Here is an 18,891-nt window from a genome sequence, read left to right as displayed (position 1 = left end):
CCGGCGCGTATGGGAGGAGGACAACAGTCCGACAAGGTCTCGACCGGGAGGTTCAGCGTGCGCAAGGATGCCGCCGTGCACGATGACCGTCCGCACCGGGCCCGGCACCGCGGCAGTCCCGCACGGCTCCAAGCGTCACTTCCCGACGAGGAGTTGATGCGGGCGCTGTACCGGGAGCACGCCGGCCCGCTGCTCGCCTACGTACTACGCCTCGTCGCCGGCGACCGCCAGCGCGCCGAGGACGTCGTACAGGAGACGCTCATCCGTGCCTGGAAGAACGCCGGCAGCCTGGGCCAGGCCACCGGTTCCGTCAGACCCTGGCTGGTGACGGTCGCCCGGCGCATCGTCATCGACGGTCACCGCAGCCGGCAGGCCCGGCCGCAGGAGGTCGACGCGTCGCCGCTGGAGGTCATGCCCGCGGAGGACGAGATCGACAAGGCTCTCTGGCTCATGACCCTCTCCGACGCCCTCGACGATTTGACCCCGGCGCACCGGGAAGTCTTGGTCGAGACGTACTTCAAGGGGCGTACCGTCAACGAGGCGGCCGAGACGCTCGGCATACCCAGCGGGACCGTCCGGTCCCGGGTGTTCTACGCACTGCGTTCGATGAAACTCGCGCTGGAGGAGAGGGGGGTGACGGTATGACCGCGTTCGACAGCGGACCGGCGTACGACCGCGAGTCGCCGCACGACGCCGTCGGCGCGTATGTGCTCGGCGTGCTCGACGACGCGGACGCCACCGCCTTCGAGGCCCACCTCGCCGGCTGCGAGCGCTGCGCCGAGCATCTGGAGGAGTTCTCCGGGCTCGAACCGATGCTGGCCCTGCTCTCCGAGGGCCCCGGCCCCGCCGCCGTCCCCGGACAGCGCACCGGCGCCGGCACGCCGGGCGTCGACCCGTACGCGGACGACACCTTCGACGCCTTCGCCCCCCGCCCGCCCTCACCCCGGCCCGCGATCCCGCGCCCGGCCCTGGTCGAGCCGCCCGTGGCGCCCCGGCCGGAGCTGCTCGACCGGCTGGTCGACGAGGTCGGCGCCCGGCGCGCCCAGCGCCGCCGCCGCACCCGCTACCTGATCGCCGCGGCCGCCGCGCTGATCATCGGCGGGCCCGCCGTCGCCGTGGTCGCCACGTCCGGCGACGGCCGCAGCAACGTCGCCGCCGATCCGCACCCCACCAGCCCCGCCGAGGACGCCTTCTTCCACCACATGGAGGAGAAGCTCGCCGCCACCGACGCGACCACCAAGGTCAGCGCCACCGTCGGCATCGAGAAGAAGGGCTGGGGCACCCACACCGTCCTGGAGCTCAAGAACGTCAAGGGCCCGCTGAAGTGCACCCTGGTCGCCGTCTCCAAGACGGGGGAGGAGGAGATCGTCACCTCCTGGGCCGTCCCGAAGTGGGGCTACGGCATCCCCGACAGTCCCAATGAGGCCGCGAAGAACCCGCTGTACGTCCACGGCGGCGCGGCCATGAACCGGGACGAGATCGACCGCTTCGAGGTCAGGACCTTCGACGGCGACCGCCTGGTGGAGGTCGACGCCTGAGGCCCGTCCGACGACTCCCGCAGCGCACGCGAACACTCCCGAGGCTCTCCGGAAGGGACCACGCCTGACATACCGGCCACCGTGGCGTACGCTCGACGGCTGCCCAGTGCACGTTGAGAAGGGGGCCTCGGTGGCCGCGCAGGAAGCCGACGGTGTGGTCGACACCGTCCGGGACCGCGAGATCGGTGTCGAACAGGACCATCTGGACCGGGTCTACCGGCGTCTCGAGGAGAAGATCCACGAGGCGGAGTTCCTGATGCACGACGCCGCCCAGCGCGGACATGTCGGCACGCCCGGCGCGCTCGCCGAGCGCGACGCCCAGGTGTTCCGGGCCGGAGTCCACCTCAACCGGCTCAACAACGAGTTCGAGGACTTCCTCTTCGGCCGGATCGACCTGCTGAACGGCAAGGACGGCAAGAAGGGCCCGGACGGCGCGTACACCTCGGTGGAGCCGGCGGAGGACGCGATCCGGTCCGACGGCACCCGTCAGATCGCCGACATCGGCGAGACCCTGCACATCGGCCGGATCGGCGTGCTCGACGAGGAGTACGCCCCGCTGGTCATCGACTGGCGGGCCCCCGCCGCCGCCCCGTTCTACCGCTCCACCCCGGTCGACCCCGGCCGGGTGGTGCGCCGCCGGGTCATCCGCTCCAAGGGCCGCCGGGTGCTCGGCGTCGAGGACGACCTGATGCGCCCCGAGCTGACCGCCTTCCTCGGCGGCGCGGAGCTCCCCGCGATCGGCGACGGCGCGCTGATGGCCGCGCTCGGCCAGGCCCGCAGCCACACCATGCGGGACATCGTCTCCAGCATCCAGGCCGAGCAGGACCTGGTCATCCGCGCGCCCGCCGCCTCCGTCACGTACGTCGAGGGCGGTCCCGGCACCGGCAAGACGGCCGTGGCGCTGCACCGGGCCGCGTACCTGCTCTACCAGGACCGGCGGCGGTACGCGGGCGGCATCCTGATCGTCTCCCCGACGCCGCTGCTCGTCTCGTACACCGAGGGCGTGCTGCCCTCGCTCGGCGAGGAGGGCCAGGTCGCCATCCGCGCGGTCGGCTCGCTGGTCGACGGCGTCGAGGCCACCGTGTACGACGAGCCGCCGGTCGCCCGGGTCAAGGGCTCCTCGCGGATGCTGAAGGTGCTGCACAAGGCGGCCCGGGGCGCCCTGGAGACGCCCGCGCCCGCCGCGAGGGACGGGCAGCTCGCCCTCGGCGAGGAGCCCGGGGCCGCCGCCCCCGGCACGCCCACCCGGCTGCGGGTCGTCGCCTTCGGCCGCCGGTTGGAGCTGGAGGCCGACGACCTGCAGCGGATCCGCAACATCGTGCTCGGCGGCACCGCCCCGGTCAACCTGCTGCGCCCGCGCGCCCGCCGGCTGCTGCTCGACGCCCTGTACGCGAAGTCCGGCGCGGGCTCTCGGCACACGGACCCCGAGCTGGCCGCCGAGCTGCGGTCCTCCTTCGACGAGGACGTCGCGACCGAGGACGCCTTCCTCGGCTTCCTGGACGCCTGGTGGCCGGAACTCACCCCTCGCGGGGTCCTCGACGCCATGGCCGACGAGAAGCGGCTGTCCCGCTGGGCGCGCCGGGTGCTCAACCCGGGCGAGGTGCGCCGGGTGGCCCGCTCGCTGCGCCGGGAGGGGTACTCGGTCCACGACGTGGCCCTGCTCGACGAGCTGGGCGCCCTGCTCGGCACCCCGGCCCGGCCGAAGAAGAGACGCGAGTACGACCCGCTGGACCAGCTCACCGGCCTGGAGGAGCTGATGCCGGTGCGCGAGGAGACCCAGTGGGAGCGGGCCGAGCGGCTGGCCGCGGAGCGCACCGAGTACACCCACGTCATCGTCGACGAGGCGCAGGACCTCACGCCCATGCAGTGGCGGATGGTCGGCCGCCGCGGCCGGCACGCCACCTGGACGGTCGTCGGCGACCCGGCCCAGTCGTCCTGGTCCACCCCCGACGAGGCTGCCGAGGCCCGGGAGGAGGCGCTGGGCAGCCGGCCGCGGCGCCGCTTCGAGCTCACCGTGAACTACCGCAACCCGGCGGAGATCGCCGAGCTGGCCGCCAAGGTCCTGGCGCTGGCGATGCCCGGCAAGGAGTCCCCGCGCGCGGTCCGTTCGACCGGGGTGGAGCCCCGGTTCACGGCCGTGCCGGAGCCGGGCGCCCTGCCGGCGGCTGTGCACGCGGAGGCGGCGCGGCTCCTGGAGCGGGTGGACGGCACGGTCGGCGTCGTGGTGGCCATGCACCGCCGCGAGCAGGCCGCCCGGCTCCTGGCGGACCTGGGCGACCGGGTGGTGGCGCTGGGCTCCCTGGAGGCCAAGGGCCTGGAGTACGACGCCACGGTGGTCGTCTCGCCGGCGGAGATCGCCGACGAGTCCCCGGCCGGCCTGCGGGTGCTGTACGTGGCGCTGACCCGGGCGACGCAGCAGCTCACGGTGGTCTCCGGGCCGCGTGACGTACCGGACGAGGACGGGGTCCCGGACCTGCTGCGGGACTGATTCCGGTCATCCTGCGCGGCAGGAATCACTTCCGGGGGCGGTTTGTTAGCCTGTCTGTGGCACCGGCTCGATCCAAGCCCCCGGGCCCAACCTTCGTCCCTCAGAGGGACCACTTGCCGCGAGGCGAGCATGGCGGGTCGGTGCCACTCAAGAGTGATTCGTGCGTATGCACAAAGTTGAGGCCCCTGTCACCACTGGTGACGGGGGCCTCTTCTGTTCTTCCTCTAGTTCTCGTATGGTGGAAACTACTTTCCGAAAACAAAATGACCGCATTACCTGCTACCCGCTGGTAGGTGCGACGATCGGAGGGCGCCGCCGGGCAGCCGGCCGGGGCGGCGTAGCAACGAAGCTAGGGAAAGCAGAGGAACCCGGACATGGCAACGGCGCCCAGCGTCTCGTACTCGATGACGGTCCGTCTCGAGGTACCGGCGAGCGGGACTGCGGTCTCCCAGCTCACCACCGCCGTCGAGTCCTCCGGCGGCCACGTCACCGGTCTCGACGTGACCGCTTCCGGCCACGAGAAGCTGCGCATCGACGTCACCGTCGCGGCGACCTCCACCACCCATGCGGACGAGATCGTGGCGAAGCTCGGGACCATCGAGGGCGTCGTCCTCGGCAAGGTCTCCGACCGTACGTTCCTCATGCACCTCGGCGGCAAGATCGAGATGGCGTCCAAGCACCCCATCCGCAACCGTGACGACCTCTCGATGATCTACACCCCGGGCGTGGCCCGGGTCTGCATGGCGATCGCCGAGAACCCCGAGGACGCCCGCCGCCTCACCATCAAGCGCAACTCGGTCGCCGTGGTCACCGACGGCTCCGCCGTCCTCGGCCTCGGCAACATCGGCCCCAAGGCCGCGCTGCCGGTCATGGAGGGCAAGGCGGCCCTGTTCAAGCGCTTCGCCGGCATCGACGCCTGGCCGATCTGCCTGGACACCCAGGACACCGACGAGATCGTCGCGATCGTGAAAGCCATCGCCCCCGGTTTCGCCGGCATCAACCTGGAGGACATCTCCGCGCCCCGCTGCTTCGAGATCGAGGCGCGGCTGCGCGAGGCCCTGGACATCCCCGTCTTCCACGACGACCAGCACGGCACCGCCATCGTGGTGCTCGCCGCGCTGACCAACGCGCTGCGGGTGGTCGGCAAGGGCATCGGCGACGTACGGGTCGTCATGTCCGGCGCCGGCGCGGCCGGTACGGCCATCCTCAAGCTGCTCATCGCGGCCGGCGTCAAGCACGCGGTGGTCGCCGACATCCACGGCGTCGTGCACGCGGGCCGCGAGGACCTGGTGGACGCGCCGGCCGACTCGCCGCTGCGCTGGATCGCCGACAACACCAACCCGGAGGGCGCCACCGGCACCCTCAAGCAGGCCGTCGCCGGCGCGGACGTGTTCATCGGCGTCTCGGCCCCGAACCTGCTCGGCGCGGAGGACGTGGCGGCTATGGCGGAGGGCGCGATCGTGTTCGCGCTCGCGAACCCGGACCCGGAGGTCGACCCGGCAGTCGCCCGCCAGACCGCGGCCGTGGTGGCCACCGGCCGTTCGGACTTCCCGAACCAGATCAACAACGTGCTGGTCTTCCCGGGCGTCTTCCGCGGTCTGCTCGACGCGCAGTCCCGCACCGTCAACACGGAGATGATGCTCGCCGCGGCGAGCGCGCTCGCGGACGTCGTCACCGACGACGAGCTGAACCCGAACTACATCATCCCGTCGGTCTTCAACGACAAGGTCGCCGGCGCCGTGGCGGGCGCTGTGCGCACCGCGGCGAAGGCGGCGGGCGCCGGGGCCGACTCGGCGGCGAACGGGCTCTGACGCCTCGCCGAACGGGGTCTGACGGCGCGTCGCGGGACGTCGCGCCGTAAACCCGCCTTTAGGGTTTTGTTCGGCTCCGCAGCGTCTTCGCGGAGTCGACGCAACGTCACCGCGAAGGGCCTCTGGCGCTTTTCGTGTGACCCCGGAGGGTGCCGGATTGGCGTTCCCGCCGCTGGTGGGGGCAGGATGCCTATTCGGGCGCGAGGGTCTGGCGACAGACCCGGGTCCGGGGACTGTCCGAGGGCCCTGGCAGCATCGGCTTCGCTGTGCCCCAACATGCGGCTCCGCCGCGTGGCCCGCCTCACAGGCAAGAAGAACACGGGAGTAACAACATGAACCGCAGTGAGCTGGTGGCCGCCCTGGCCGACCGCGCCGAGGTGACCCGCAAGGACGCCGACGCCGTGCTGGCCGCCTTCGCCGAGATCACCGGCGAGATCGTCGCCAAGGGCGACGAGAAGGTCACCATCCCCGGCTTCCTGACCTTCGAGCGCACCCACCGTGCCGCTCGTACCGCCCGCAACCCGCAGACCGGCGACCCGATCGACATCCCGGCCGGTTTCAGCGTGAAGGTCTCCGCGGGCTCGAAGCTCAAGGAAGCCGCCAAGGGCAAGTAAGCGCCCTCCGTACGCCCGTACGAAGCGCACAAGGGCCGGTGCCCACCCCAGGGGGTGGGCACCGGCCCTTCCGCGCTCCTGAGGCCCCCTCAGGGGCCCTGAGGGCTACACCAACGAACTGCCGGGGAGCTCGACCTTCGCACCGAGCTCGACCAGCTTCTGCATGAAGTTCTCGTAGCCGCGGTTGATCAGGTCGATGCCGTGGACGCGGGAGGTGCCCTCGGCGGCCAGGGCGGCGATGAGGTACGAGAAGCCGCCGCGGAGGTCGGGGATGACCAGGTCCGCGCCCTGCAGCTTGGTCGGGCCGGAGACGACCGCCGAGTGCAGGAAGTTGCGCTGGCCGAAGCGGCAGTCCGAGCCGCCCAGGCACTCGCGGTACAGCTGGATGTGCGCGCCCATCTGGTTCAGCGCCGAGGTGAAGCCCAGCCGGGACTCGTACACCGTCTCGTGGACGATCGACAGGCCCGTCGCCTGCGTCAGCGCGACCACCAGCGGCTGCTGCCAGTCGGTCTGGAAACCGGGGTGGACGTCCGTCTCCAGGGCGATGGACTTCAGCTGGCCGCCGGGGTGCCAGAAACGGATGCCCTCGTCGTCGATCTCGAAGGCGCCGCCGACCTTCCGGTACGTGTTGAGGAAGGTCATCATCGAGCGCTGCTGCGCGCCGCGTACGTAGATGTTGCCGCTGGTGGCGAGCGCCGCGGACGCCCAGGAGGCCGCCTCCAGGCGGTCCGGGAGCGCCTGGTGGTTGTAGCCGCCGAGCTTGTCGACGCCGGTGATCCGGATCGTCCGGTCGGTGTCGATGGCGATGATCGAGCCCATCTTCTGCAGGACGCAGATGAGGTCCTCGATCTCCGGCTCGATCGCCGCGTTGGACAGCTCGGTGACGCCCTCGGCGAGCACGGCCGTGAGCAGCACCTGCTCGGTCGCGCCGACGGACGGGTACGGCAGCCGGATCTTGGTGCCGCGCAGCCGCTGCGGGGCCTCCAGGTACTGGCCGTCCGCCCGCTTCTCGATCTTCGCGCCGAACTGCCGCAGCACGTCGAAGTGGAAGTCGATCGGCCGGCCGCCGATGTCGCAGCCGCCCAGGCCCGGGATGAAGGCGTGGCCCAGACGGTGCAGCAGCGGGCCGCAGAACAGGATCGGGATGCGCGACGAGCCGGCGTGGGCATCGATGTCGGCCACGTTGGCGGATTCGACGTGCGTCGGGTCGAGCACCAGCTCCCCGGGCTCGTCGCCCGGCCGGACCGTCACCCCGTGCAACTGGAGCAGCCCGCGCACCACCCGCACGTCGCGGATGTCGGGCACGTTGCGGAGCCGGCTCGGCGCTTCGCCGAGCAGGGCGGCGACCATCGCCTTGGGCACGAGGTTCTTCGCGCCGCGGACGCGGATCTCGCCCTCCAGCGGGGTGCCGCCGTGGACAAGCAGGACATCGTCTGTGCCGGTCATGAATCTCGCGTTCCGAAGGGGTCCCCCACAAGCCGTGCGAGGGGGAGGTCGGGCAGGGCCAGGGAAAAGGGTAAGGGCCGAGCACCCCCCTTTCGTAAGAGTGCGGCGGCCACGCAGATGTAATGAATTCGGCACAACACCCTCCGTTCCCGTCACCTTGCGGAGCGTTACCGTCCGTTTGTTGCCCTGTCGTTCCCCGGACACCGGACGCCGGACGCCTCACCTGCGCCGCCGCACCGCCCCCGGACCGGTCCCGCCGCCGGGTCCCCACGGCGGGCCCGGATGCGGGATCATGTCTCGCATGACCGAGGTGTCCTCGCTCACAGGACGGCTGCTCGTCGCCACGCCCGCGCTCACGGACCCGAACTTCGACCGCGCGGTCGTGCTGCTGCTCGACCACGACGACGAGGGCTCCCTCGGCGTGGTCCTGAACCGCCCCACGCCTGTCACCGTCGGTGACATCCTGGAGCCCTGGGCGCCGCTGGCCGGCGAGCCCGGGGTGGTCTTCCAGGGCGGCCCGGTCTCGCTCGACGCCGCGCTGGGCGTCGCGGTGATCCCCGGCGACGAGGGCCCGCTCGGCTGGCGGCGGGTGCACGGGGCGATCGGGCTCGTCGACCTGGAGACCCCGCCGGAGCTGCTCGCCGCCGCCCTCGGCTCGCTGCGGATCTTCGCCGGCTACGCCGGCTGGGGCCCCGGCCAGCTGGAGCAGGAACTCAACGAGGGCGCCTGGTACGTCGTCGAGTCCGAACCCGGCGACGTCTCGTGTCCGCGCCCGGAGACCCTGTGGCGCGCGGTCCTGCGCCGGCAGCGCGGCGAGCTCGCGATGATCGCCACGTACCCCGACGACCCGTCGCTGAACTGAAGCCGCCGCGCTTCAGTATTCTTGGGACCCATGAGCACTCTCGAGCCCGAGCGCGGGGCAGGTACGGGAACCCTCGTCGAGCCGACGCCGCAGGTGTCCCACGGTGACGGCGACCACGAGCGCTACGCCCATTACGTCCAGAAGGACAAGATCATGGCGAGTGCCCTCGACGGCACTCCCGTCGTGGCGCTGTGCGGCAAGGTCTGGGTACCGGGGCGCGACCCCAAGAAGTACCCGGTCTGCCCCATGTGCAAGGAGATCTACGAGTCCATGGGCTCGGGCGGGGACAAGGACAAGGACAAGGACAAGGGCGGCAAGGGCAAGTAGCCACCGGTCCTGACGCGGGGACGGCCCCCGGGAGCGTGCTGCGGCGCGCACCCGGGGGCCGTCTCGCGTTGCAGGGGGTGCTTCCGTCGGTCACGGAGTGGTCGAGACCACTTGTCGGGGTGTCCGCACGCCTCTAACCTCACGCGTGTTGTGCACCACGAAACGCTCGTTGCGCATGTTGCAACGCGGATCACGGGAGCCCCGAATGAAGCGTTCCGCCCGCACCGCCGCCCGCACCGCCGCCCGCATCGCCGCCCCGATCACCGCCGCCGTCCTGGCCGGGCTCGCCGCGACCTCCTGCGCCCCGCAGACCTCCGGCGGCGCGGCCGCGAAGGACGAGAAGAGCGGCACCCTGCGCGTCTGGCTCTTCCGGGAGGTCGACAACCGGCCGAAACAACAGGTCGTCGAGGACGCGATCGCCGCCTTCGAGGCCAGGAACAAGGGGGCCGCCGTCGAGGTCGAGTACATCCCCGTCGAGACCCGCGCCCAGCGCGTCAAGGCCGCCTTCAACGACCCCGCCTCCGCGCCCGACCTCATCGAGTACGGCAACACCGACACCGCCGGCTACGTGCAGGACGGCGGACTCGCCGACGTCACCGCCGAGTTCGGTGCCTGGCCCGACGCCAAGGACACCGACCCCGCCGCGCGGGCCTCCGTCACCGTCGACGGCAGGGTCTACGGCGCCCCGCTCTTCGTCGGCGTCCGCGCGCTCTACTACCGCACCGACGTCTTCCGCGAGTTGGGCGTGCGGCCGCCCAAGACCCAGGCCGAGCTGATCGCCACCGCGAAGAAGGTCCACAAGGCGCGGCCCGAGCTGTACGGGCTCGCCGTCGGCGGCGCGTACACCTACGGCGCGCTGCCCTTCGTGTGGGCCAACGGCGGCGAACTCGCCACGGGGAGCGCCGGCACGTACAAGGCCGCGATCGACAGCGAGGCCGCGCGCAAGGGCGTCGCCGCGTACACCTCGCTCTTCGGCGACGACAACTGCCCGGCCGCCAAGTGCGCCGCCATGGGCGGCAACGCGACCGTCACCGCCTTCGCCTCCGGCAAGGCCGCCATGGCCGTCGGCGGCGACTTCAGCCACGCGGCCGTGGAGGCCGGCGCGGTGAAGGGCAAGTACGCCGTGGTCCCGCTGCCCGGCGTCGCGCCCGGCTCCATAGCCCCGGCCTTCGCGGGCGGCAACAACCTCGGTGTGCTCAGGAGCACCACGCACCGCACCCTCGCGGTCGACCTGATGAAGACGCTGGCCGGCAAGAAGACCCAGGGCGAGCTGTTCGACGCGATGGGCTTCCTGCCCACGTACACCGACGTCCGCGCCGAGGCCGCCCGCCGGCAGCCCTTCGTGAAGCCGTTCATCGACTCCCTCGACGCGGGCGCCAGGTTCGTCCCGGCGTCCCCGGCCTGGGGCCGGATCGACGCCCAGCAGGTGCTGCCGACGATGTTCCAGGAGATCGTCAGCGGCCGTAAGGACGTGGCCGCCGCCACCGGCGACGCGGCGAAGAAGATGGACGCGGCGTTCGCGGCGGCGCGATGACCCCGGCACGCCCCGGCTGGACGCCCTGGCTCTACCTGCTGCCCGCGCTCGCCGTGCTCGGCGCGCTGCTGGTGTACCCGATCTGGCAGCTCGGCCTGATCTCCCTCCTCGAGTACACCCAGGCCCAGGTCAGCGGCGGCGAGCCGACCTCGTTCCAGGGCCTCGGCAACTACACCGCGCTCTTCTCCGACCCGCAGTTCCGGCAGGTGCTGCTCGCGACCGTGCTGTTCGCCGCCGCCTGCGTCGTCGCCACGCTCGCCGTCGGATGCGCGCTGGCCGTGCTGCTGACCCGGGTACGCGCCGTCCCGCGCCTCGCGCTGATGCTCGCCGCGCTCGGCGCGTGGGCCACCCCGGCGGTCACCGGCTCCACGGTCTGGGTCTTCCTCTTCGACCCCGACCACGGGCCGCTCAACCGGCTGCTCGGGCTCGGCGACTTCTCCTGGACCTACGGGCGCCTCAGCGCCTTCGCGCTGGTCCTCTTCGAGGTCGTCTGGTGCTCGTTCCCGTTCGTGATGGTCACCGTCTACGCGGGCCTGCGGGCCGTCCCCGCCGAGGTCCTGGAGGCCGCCGCGCTCGACGGGGCCTCGCAGTGGCGGATCTGGCGGTCGGTCACCGCGCCGATCCTCCGGCCGATCCTGCTCGTCGTCACGATCCAGTCGGTCATCTGGGACTTCAAGGTCTTCACCCAGATCTACGTCATGACGAACGGCGGCGGCATCGCCGGCCAGAACCTCGTGCTCAACGTGTACGCGTACCAGAAGGCGTTCGCCTCGTCCCAGTACAGCCTCGGCTCGGCGATCGGCGTCGTGATGCTGCTGATCCTGCTGGCCGTGACGCTGGTGTACCTGCGGCTGCTGCGGCGCCGGGGAGGAGACCTGTGAGCCGGTTCCGCATCCGCCGTCTCCTCACCGAGGGCGCCACGCTGCTCATCGCCGCGGTCGTCGCGTTCCCGCTGTACTGGATGGTGCTCTCGGCGTTCAGGCCGGCCGGCGAGATCCAGTCGACCGAGGCCCGGCCGTGGACCCTCGCACCATCCCTGGATTCGTTCCGGCGGGTCTTCGAGCAGCAGGATTTCGGCCGTTATCTGCTCAACAGCCTGTTCGTCGCGGGCACGGTGGTGGTCGCCTCCGCGGTGATCGCCTTCCTCGCGGCGACGGCCGTCGTCCGGTTCCGGTTCCGGTTCCGGACCACGCTGCTCGTGATGTTCCTGGTCGCCCAGACGGTGCCGGTCGAGGCGCTGACCATCCCGCTGTTCTTCCTGATGCGGGACCTCGGCCAGCTCAATACGCTCGGCTCGCTGATCCTGCCGCACCTCGCGTTCTCGCTGCCGTTCGCGATCTGGATGCTGCGCGGCTTCGTGAAGGCGGTGCCCGAGGCGCTGGAGGAACAGGCCGCGCTGGACGGGGCGAGCCGGGCGCGGTTCCTGTGGACGATCCTGTTCCCGCTGGTGTTCCCGGGCCTGGTCGCGACGAGCGTGTTCTCGTTCATCTCGACCTGGAACGACTTCCTGTTCGCGAAGTCCTTCCTCATCAGCGACACCTCGCAGTCGACGCTGCCGATGGCGCTGCTGGTCTTCTTCCAGCCCGAGGACAACGACTGGGGCGGCATCATGGCGGCGTCGACCGTGATGACGATCCCGGTGCTCGTCTTCTTCGTGCTCGTCCAACGCCGCCTGGTCTCCGGGCTCGGCGGCGCGGTGAAGGACTGACGGGGGCTCCGCCCCCGCGCCCCCTGCGGCCCGGGGCGTCCCGGGGCCGAGGCTTCCGTTCGCGATTCCGAAAGGCCGATGTCATGCAGGACGAACCGCCGCACGACCCCTGCGCAGAGCTGATCCCCGCGCCCCGCGTCGTCGAGGTCCCCGCGGGGAGCCCCGGGTATGTCTCGCTCGACGAGCGGACGACGCTCGACGCGGGGCCGGGGACCGAGGGCGTGGCGCGGCTGCTGCGCGCCGAACTCGGCGCGGCGACCGGGCTCGCCCTCGCGCCCGGCGCCGGCCCGTACGCGATCCGACTGCGCGTCAGCGCGGAGATCGCGGCGGCGCAGGGCCCGGAGGGCTACCGGCTGTCGACCGACGGGTCCGTCGACGGCGCTGCCGTCCTCGTCGAGGGAGGCGGCGCCGCGGGCGTCTTCTGGGGCCTGCAGACGCTGCGTCAGCTGCTCGGGCCGGACGCGTACCGCCGGGCCCCCGTCGGCCCGGCCGGCCGCGAATGGGACCTGCCGTGCCTCACCGTCGCCGACGCCCCCCGCTTCCGCTGGCGGGGCGTCATGCTCGACGTGGCGCGGCACTTCATGCCGAAGGCGGACCTGCTGCGGTACGTCGACCTGCTCGCCGCGCACAAGCTGAACGTGCTGCACCTGCACCTCACCGACGACCAGGGCTGGCGTCTGGAGATCGAGCGGTACCCGCGGCTCACCGAGGTCGGCGCGTGGCGGGCGCGGACCAAGTGGGGGCACCGGGACTCGCCGTACTGGAACGAGACCCCGCACGGCGGCTTCTACACCCACGACGACATCCGCGAACTCGTCGCGTACGCCGCCGAACGGCACGTCACCGTCGTCCCCGAGATCGACCTCCCGGGCCACTCGCAGGCCGCGATCGCCGCGTACCCCGAGCTCGGCAACACCGACGTCGTCGACACCGCCGCGCTCGGAGTCTGGGACACCTGGGGCGTCAACCCCAACGTGCTCGCCCCCACCGACGCCGTCCTCCGCTTCTACGAGGGCGTCTTCGAGGAGGTCCTCGACCTGTTCCCGTCGCCGTACGTCCACGTCGGCGGCGACGAGTGCCCCAAGGACCAGTGGCGGAAGTCCCCGGCCGCCCAGGCCCGCATCGGGGAACTCGGCCTCGCGGACGAGGACGGGCTGCAGTCCTGGTTCATCCGACACTTCGACCGCTGGCTCGCCGACCGCGGCCGCCGGCTCATCGGCTGGGACGAGATCCTGGAGGGCGGCCTCGCCGACGGGGCCGCCGTGTCCTCCTGGCGCGGCTGCGAGGGCGGGATCGCCGCCGCGGAGGCCGGCCACGACGTCGTCATGTGCCCCGCCCACTCCGTGTACCTGGACTACCGTCAGGCCCCCGGCGACGACGAGCCGATGCCCATCGGCCATGTACGGACCCTGGAGGACGTCTTCCGCTTCGAGCCCGTGCCGCCGGGTCTGTCCGAGGCCGCCGCCGCGCATGTGCTCGGCACACAGGCCAACGTGTGGACCGAGGTCATGCAGGACCGCGGCCGCGTCGACTACCAGGTCTTCCCCCGGCTCGCCGCCTTCGCCGAGGTCGCCTGGTCCGCCCTGCCCGCCCCCGCCGAGCGCGACTTCGACGGTTTCGAGCGGCGCATGACCGCCCATTACGCCCGGCTCGACGCCCTCGGCGTCGACTACCGGCCCCCCTCCGGACCCCGCCCCTGGCAGCGCCGCCCCGGGGTGCCCGGACGCCCCTCGGAGACGCCGCCCCCGAACGCGTGAGTACCGACAAATCCGGCCATATCCCGAGCCGTGGGAGGTCCGGGACGGAACCGTCCTTCGCGGACCCTCGCGCCGGACGGCTCGGAAGATGTGCCAGAGTTGCCACGTCCGGGCTGTGAGCACGTACGGTACGGCCACACAGGCGGGACGACCGGGGACAGTCGGGGACACCGGGAAGGGGCAGCGGGTTGACCACGCACGCACCACGGACGGCGCATTCGGTGACGCTGCCGGCCACGCTCGACGAGGCCGTGGCCGCGCTCACCGCGATGCCCGCCGCCGTGCCCGTGGCGGGCGGCACCGATCTGATGGCGGCCGTCAACCGGGGGCAGCTGCGCCCCGCCGGGCTCGTGGGCCTCGGCCGGATCAACGAGATCCGCGGCTGGCAGTACCAGGACGGTCACGCGCTGCTCGGCGCGGGTCTCACCCACTCCCGGATGGGCCGGCCCGACTTCGCCGCCCTCATCCCCGCGCTCGCCGCGGCCGCCCGCGCCGCCGGACCGCCCCAGATCCGCAACGCCGGCACCCTCGGCGGCAACGTCGTCTCCGCCGCGCCGGCCGGCGACTCGCTGCCCGTCCTGGCCGCCCTGGAGGCGGACCTGGTCGTCACCGGCCCCGACGGCGGCCGCGAGATCCCCGTCTCGCACCTGCTGGCCGGCCGCGACCTGCTCGCGCCCGGCGAGCTCGTCGGCTTCGTGCGCGTCCCACTGCTGCACGCCCCGCAGGTGTTCCTCAAGGCCACCGGCCGCACCGGTCCCGCCCGCGCCGCCGCCTCCGTCGCCGTCGTGCTCGACCCGGCGCATCGCGCGGTGCGCTGCGCGGTGGGCGCGATCGCGCCGATGCCGCTGCGGCCGCTGGAGGCGGAGCGCTGGATCGCCTCGCTGGTCGACTGGGACAACGACCGCGGCCTCGCCCCGGAGGCGCTGACCGCCTTCGGCGAGTACGTGGCCGCGGCCTGCATCCCGGACCCGGCGGGAGACGAGCAGCTGCCGCCCGCCGTACTGCACCTGCGGCGCACCGTCGCCGCGCTGGCCCGACGGGCACTGGGGAGGGCGCTGTCGTGAGCACCGAGGACAACGAGCACCTGTACGGGGCCCCGCAGGGGCAGGAGACGGGCCAGGTTCCCGCGCAGGGCGGCCCGGCGCACGACCCGCACGGCGGCTGGCAGCCCCTCCCGCAGAGCGAGGGCTACGACAGCGACGCCACCGCCTTCGTCCAGCTCCCGCCGGACTTCGACTTCGGCGCGTCCGGGCATGCCGCGCCCCTGGCCGCCCCCGGCCACGGCTACGTGCCGCCGCCGATGATCGTGCCGCTCACCCCGGCCGCCGCCACCGACCCGGCGGCGACCGGCACCTGGGTGGTGCAGGATCCGGTCGAGGCGGAGTACGTGGGGCCCCAGGACGCCGTGGAGCCGCCGCAGGCGCCGCAGGCGAGCGCCGGTGCGCCCGAGCCGGACCCGCACGCCACCGGGCAGTGGAGCTTCGCCCAGGAGCCGCAGTCCACGGGGCAGTGGACCATTCCGACCGTGGCCGAGGGCGCGGACGAGTCGGGCGAGTTCACCACCTCGATGCTGGCCCAGTACGCGAGCAGCGCGCCCGCGACCCTGCCCGGCGGCGCGCCCGCGCCGTGGGCGGTGCCGCAGGAGCCCGAGGGCGGCGAGGAGCAGCCGGAGCACCTCGCCGAGGAGCCGGTGCACGAGCAGGAGTACGCGGAGCCCCTCGCCGAGCCCTCCGCCGAGGACGCCGCCGGCGACGCCGTCGAGGAGCCCCACGCCGCTCCGTCCGCCGAGGACCGCCCCGAGATCCTCCCCGAGGGCGCCGAGGCGTTCCACGAGTCCCCCGAGGCCCTTCCCGGGCCTCCGGTCGCTCCGGCGTTCGACACGGGCAGCAGCAGCGACAGCGACGATCACCCGCACATCTCGTATGTGCTGCGCGTCAACGGCGCCGACCGGCCCGTCACCGGCTCGTGGATCGGCGAGTCGCTGCTCTACGTACTGCGCGAGCGCCTCGGCCTCGCCGGCGCCAAGGACGGCTGCTCGCAGGGCGAGTGCGGCGCGTGCAACGTCCAGGTCGACGGCCGGCTCGTGGCCTCCTGCCTGGTGCCCTCCGCGACCGCCGCCGGCAGCGAGGTCCGCACCGTCGAGGGCCTGGCCGTCGACGGGGAGCCCTCCGACGTCCAGCGGGCCCTCGCCAACTGCGGCGCGGTCCAGTGCGGCTACTGCATCCCCGGCATGGCCATGACCGTCCACGACCTGCTGGAGGGCAACCCCGCGCCCACCGAGCGGGAGGCCCGCCAGGCCCTCTGCGGCAACCTCTGCCGCTGCTCCGGCTACCGGGGCGTCCTCGACGCCGTCCAGGAGGTCGTCGCCGAGCGGGCGGCGGCCGCCGGCGAGTCGTCCGAGGCCCGCGAGCCGCGCATCCCGCAGCAGATCCCCCACCCGCTCGACGGAGGCATGGCGTGAGCAGCGACGCGACCACCGCCGTTCCCGCCGTTCCCACGGCGCTCGACGGCCCCCAGCAGGAGGAGCGGGAGCACGGCCTGGGCGCCTCCGTGCCGGCGGCCGACGCCCGCGCCAAGGCCGAGGGCACCTTCCCGTACGCCTCCGACCTGTGGGCCGAGGGGCTGCTGTGGGCGGCGGTGCTGCGCTCCCCGCACCCGCACGCCCGGATCGTCTCCCTCGACACCACGGCCGCCGCGGAGCTGCCCGGCGTCCGCGCCGTCGTCACGCACGCGGACGTGCCCGGCGACCCGGCGTACGGCCGGACCGTCGCCGACCGGCCGGTGTTCGCCTCCGACATCGTCCGGCACCACGGCGAGGCCATCGCCGCCGTCGCCGCCGACCACCCCGACACCGCCCGGCTGGCCGCCGCGGCCATCGCCGTCGAGTACGAGGTCCTGGAACCCGTCACCGACCCGGAGAAGGCCTTCGCCGCGGCCCCGCTGCACCCCGACGGCAATCTGATCCGGCACATCCCGCTCCGCTTCGGCGACCCCGACATCGCCGGCGAGGTGATCGTCGAGGGCCTGTACCGGATCGGCCGCCAAGACCCCGCGCCGGTCGGCGCCGAGGCCGGGCTCGCCGTGCCGCGCCCGGACGGCGGCGTGGAGATCTACACCGCCTCCACCGACCCGCACACCGACCGCGACCTCGCCGCGGCCTGCTTCGGGCTCGCCCCCGAGCAGGTCAAGGTCGTCGTCACCGGCGTGCCCGGCGCGACCAGCGACCGCGAGGACCCCGGCTTCCAGATCCCGCTGGGTCTGCTCGCGCTGCGCACCGGCTGCCCGGTCAAGCTCACCGCCACCCGCGAGGAGTCCTTCCTCGGCCACGCCCACCGCCACCCCACCCTGCTGCGCTACCGCCACCACGCGGACGCCGAGGGCCGGCTGGTGAAGGTCGAGGCGCAGATCCTGCTCGACGCGGGCGCCTACGCGGACCACTCCGCCGAATCCCTCGCCGCCGCCGTCTCGTTCGCCTGCGGCCCGTACGTGGTGCCGCACGCCTTCGTCGAGGGCTGGGCGGTCCGGACGAACAACCCGCCGTCCGGCCACATGCGCGGCGAGGGCGCGCTGCAGGTGTGCGCCGCGTACGAGGCGCAGATGGACAAGCTGGCGGTCAGGCTCGGGGTCGACCCGGCCGAGCTGCGGATGCGCAACGTGCTGGCGACGGGCGACCTGCTGCCCACCGGCCAGACCGTCACCTGCCCCGCCCCGGTCGCCGAACTGCTCGGCGCGGTACGGGACTTCCCGCTGCCGCCGCTGCCGCTCGACGACCCGGAGGAGGACTGGCTGCTGCCCGGCGGCCCCGAGGGCGCGGGCGAGCCGGGGGCCGTGCGGCGGGGCGTCGGCTACGCGCTCGGCATGGTCCACATGCTCGGCGCGGAGGGCGCGGACGAGGTCTCGACGGCCACCGTGAAGGTGCAGGACGGGGTCGCGACGGTCATCTGCGCGGCGGTGGACACCGGTTCGGGTTTCGGCACGCTGGCCCGGCAGATCGTCCAGGAGACCCTCGGCATCGAGGAGGTGCACGTCGCCTCCGTCGACACCGACCAGCCGACGGCGGGCGCGGCGACGCACGGCCGGCACACATGGGTGTCCGGCGGCGCGGTGGAGCGGGCGGCCAAGATGGTCCGTACGCAGCTGCTGCAGCCGCTGGCGCACAAGTTCGGCATGTCGACGGAGCTGCTCCAGATCACCGACGGCAAGATCACCTCGTACGACGGCGTGCTGTCCACGACGGTGACCGAGGCGATGGACGGCAAGGAGCTGTGGGCCACCGCGCAGTGCCGCCCGCACCCGACGGAGCCGCTGGACGAGTCGGGGCAGGGCGACGCCTTCGTGGGCCTGGCGTTCTGCGCGATCCGCGCGGTGGTGGACGTCGACATCGAACTGGGCTCGGTACGGGTGGTCGAGATGGCCGTCGCCCAGGACGTCGGCCGGATCCTGAACCCGGCGCAGCTGGCGGCCCGGATCGAGGCGGGCGTCACGCAGGGCGTCGGCGCGGCGCTCACCGAGAACCTGCGCACCGCGCGCGGTGTGGTCCGGCACCCGGACTTCATGGGCTACGCGCTGCCGACCGCGCTCGACGCGCCGGACATCCGGATCGTCAAGCTGGTCGAGGAGCGGGACGTGGTGGCCCCGTTCGGCGCGAAGCCGGCGAGCGCGGTGCCGGTCGTGACGGCGCCGGCGGCGGTCGCCTCGGCCGTGCGGGCGGCGACGGGGCGTCCGGTGAACCGGCTGCCGATCCGCCCGCAGGCGGCGGTGGCGGCGGGCTAGGGCCCGTCCGGCGTGCCCGCCGGCTCAGTCCTC

Annotated in this window: 15 protein-coding genes; 14 read left to right on the top strand and 1 reads right to left on the bottom strand. The window is 73.0% G+C overall.

The genetic code is table 11. The features are described 5' to 3' along the window. The first annotated feature begins 9 nt into the window (after nucleotides 1–9). The 5 genes from ACGFMM_RS22095 (at nucleotide 10) to ACGFMM_RS22075 (ending at nucleotide 6,451) form a co-directional block, all read left to right on the top strand. Nucleotides 10–645, top strand: a complete 636-nt coding sequence (locus tag ACGFMM_RS22095) for a sigma-70 family RNA polymerase sigma factor (protein WP_393648091.1) — start codon at nucleotides 10–12, stop codon at nucleotides 643–645. Beyond that, nucleotides 642–1,538, top strand: coding sequence for an anti-sigma factor family protein (locus tag ACGFMM_RS22090; protein WP_393648090.1), 897 nt, complete (start codon nucleotides 642–644; stop codon nucleotides 1,536–1,538). Before ACGFMM_RS22095 ends, ACGFMM_RS22090 begins: the two co-directional genes overlap by 4 nt. A 130-nt stretch (nucleotides 1,539–1,668) precedes the next feature. Next, the gene (locus ACGFMM_RS22085) at nucleotides 1,669–4,026 is read left to right on the top strand and encodes a HelD family protein (RefSeq protein WP_393648089.1); all 2,358 of its coding nucleotides are present in this window, start codon (nucleotides 1,669–1,671) and stop codon (nucleotides 4,024–4,026) included. Nucleotides 4,027–4,400: 374 nt separating this feature from the next. Next, entirely contained in the window at nucleotides 4,401–5,837 is a 1,437-nt protein-coding gene (locus ACGFMM_RS22080) for an NAD-dependent malic enzyme (RefSeq protein WP_393648088.1), read from the top strand. Nucleotides 5,838–6,169: 332 nt separating this feature from the next. After that, a complete protein-coding gene (locus tag ACGFMM_RS22075) occupies nucleotides 6,170–6,451 on the top strand; it encodes an HU family DNA-binding protein (RefSeq protein WP_393648087.1) in 282 nt (93 codons plus the stop codon). 105 nt (nucleotides 6,452–6,556) lie between these two features. Here ACGFMM_RS22075 and murA read toward each other — a convergent pair whose 3' ends face one another. Further along, the gene (murA, locus tag ACGFMM_RS22070; RefSeq protein WP_393648086.1) at nucleotides 6,557–7,897 is read right to left on the bottom strand and encodes a UDP-N-acetylglucosamine 1-carboxyvinyltransferase; all 1,341 of its coding nucleotides are present in this window, start codon (nucleotides 7,895–7,897) and stop codon (nucleotides 6,557–6,559) included. 301 nt (nucleotides 7,898–8,198) lie between these two features. On the opposite strand from murA, the gene ACGFMM_RS22065 reads away from it, so the two are divergent. The 9 genes from ACGFMM_RS22065 to ACGFMM_RS22025 all read left to right on the top strand — a co-directional run bounded on the left by ACGFMM_RS22065 (nucleotide 8,199) and on the right by ACGFMM_RS22025 (nucleotide 18,858). Continuing rightward, nucleotides 8,199–8,759: a YqgE/AlgH family protein gene (locus ACGFMM_RS22065; protein WP_393648085.1), complete on the top strand. Its 561-nt coding sequence runs from the start codon at nucleotides 8,199–8,201 to the stop codon at nucleotides 8,757–8,759. A 30-nt stretch (nucleotides 8,760–8,789) separates the two neighbouring features. Beyond that, entirely contained in the window at nucleotides 8,790–9,086 is a 297-nt protein-coding gene (locus tag ACGFMM_RS22060) for a DUF3039 domain-containing protein (RefSeq protein WP_393648084.1), read from the top strand. A 205-nt stretch (nucleotides 9,087–9,291) separates the two neighbouring features. Next, on the top strand, nucleotides 9,292–10,620 hold the full coding sequence (locus ACGFMM_RS22055) for an extracellular solute-binding protein (protein WP_393648083.1): 1,329 nt from the start codon (nucleotides 9,292–9,294) through the stop codon (nucleotides 10,618–10,620). After that, on the top strand, nucleotides 10,617–11,501 hold the full coding sequence (locus ACGFMM_RS22050) for a carbohydrate ABC transporter permease (protein ID WP_393648082.1): 885 nt from the start codon (nucleotides 10,617–10,619) through the stop codon (nucleotides 11,499–11,501). The genes ACGFMM_RS22055 and ACGFMM_RS22050 overlap by 4 nt, the downstream gene beginning before the upstream one ends. Continuing rightward, entirely contained in the window at nucleotides 11,498–12,328 is an 831-nt protein-coding gene (locus ACGFMM_RS22045; protein ID WP_393648081.1) for a carbohydrate ABC transporter permease, read from the top strand. The genes ACGFMM_RS22050 and ACGFMM_RS22045 overlap by 4 nt, the downstream gene beginning before the upstream one ends. Nucleotides 12,329–12,411: 83 nt before the next feature. Next, the gene (locus ACGFMM_RS22040) at nucleotides 12,412–14,085 is read left to right on the top strand and encodes a beta-N-acetylhexosaminidase (protein ID WP_393648080.1); all 1,674 of its coding nucleotides are present in this window, start codon (nucleotides 12,412–12,414) and stop codon (nucleotides 14,083–14,085) included. Between the two features lie 188 nt (nucleotides 14,086–14,273). Further along, nucleotides 14,274–15,149 carry an FAD binding domain-containing protein gene (locus tag ACGFMM_RS22035; protein WP_393648079.1) on the top strand — a complete coding sequence of 292 codons (876 nt, stop codon included), beginning with the start codon at nucleotides 14,274–14,276 and terminating at the stop codon, nucleotides 15,147–15,149. Then, nucleotides 15,146–16,546 carry a 2Fe-2S iron-sulfur cluster-binding protein gene (locus ACGFMM_RS22030; protein WP_393648078.1) on the top strand — a complete coding sequence of 467 codons (1,401 nt, stop codon included), beginning with the start codon at nucleotides 15,146–15,148 and terminating at the stop codon, nucleotides 16,544–16,546. Before ACGFMM_RS22035 ends, ACGFMM_RS22030 begins: the two co-directional genes overlap by 4 nt. After that, complete coding sequence (locus tag ACGFMM_RS22025) at nucleotides 16,543–18,858, top strand: xanthine dehydrogenase family protein molybdopterin-binding subunit (RefSeq protein WP_393648077.1); 2,316 nt, start codon at nucleotides 16,543–16,545, stop codon at nucleotides 18,856–18,858. The genes ACGFMM_RS22030 and ACGFMM_RS22025 overlap by 4 nt, the downstream gene beginning before the upstream one ends. Nucleotides 18,859–18,891: the final 33 nt, after the last annotated feature.

Origin of the sequence: Streptomyces sp. NPDC048604 (assembly GCF_043199435.1) — a bacterium.
Classification (GTDB): Bacteria; Actinomycetota; Actinomycetes; order Streptomycetales; family Streptomycetaceae; genus Streptomyces.
Note: the sequence above shows the minus strand (reverse complement) of the source record. Positions and strands in the feature narration are given on the sequence as shown.

Bases quoted from the DNA above. Each gene is read 5' to 3' on its own strand.
- ACGFMM_RS22055 (WP_393648083.1), top strand. From the start codon at position 9,292: ATGAAGCGTTCCGCCCGCACCGCCGCCCGCACCGCCGCCCGCATCGCC.
- ACGFMM_RS22095 (WP_393648091.1), top strand. From the start codon at position 10: ATGGGAGGAGGACAACAGTCCGACAAGGTCTCGACCGGGAGGTTCAGC.
- ACGFMM_RS22040 (WP_393648080.1), top strand. From the start codon at position 12,412: ATGCAGGACGAACCGCCGCACGACCCCTGCGCAGAGCTGATCCCCGCG.
- murA (WP_393648086.1), bottom strand. From the start codon at position 7,897: ATGACCGGCACAGACGATGTCCTGCTTGTCCACGGCGGCACCCCGCTG.
- ACGFMM_RS22060 (WP_393648084.1), top strand. From the start codon at position 8,790: ATGAGCACTCTCGAGCCCGAGCGCGGGGCAGGTACGGGAACCCTCGTC.
- ACGFMM_RS22065 (WP_393648085.1), top strand. From the start codon at position 8,199: ATGACCGAGGTGTCCTCGCTCACAGGACGGCTGCTCGTCGCCACGCCC.
- ACGFMM_RS22080 (WP_393648088.1), top strand. From the start codon at position 4,401: ATGGCAACGGCGCCCAGCGTCTCGTACTCGATGACGGTCCGTCTCGAG.
- ACGFMM_RS22050 (WP_393648082.1), top strand. From the start codon at position 10,617: ATGACCCCGGCACGCCCCGGCTGGACGCCCTGGCTCTACCTGCTGCCC.
- ACGFMM_RS22075 (WP_393648087.1), top strand. From the start codon at position 6,170: ATGAACCGCAGTGAGCTGGTGGCCGCCCTGGCCGACCGCGCCGAGGTG.
- ACGFMM_RS22090 (WP_393648090.1), top strand. From the start codon at position 642: ATGACCGCGTTCGACAGCGGACCGGCGTACGACCGCGAGTCGCCGCAC.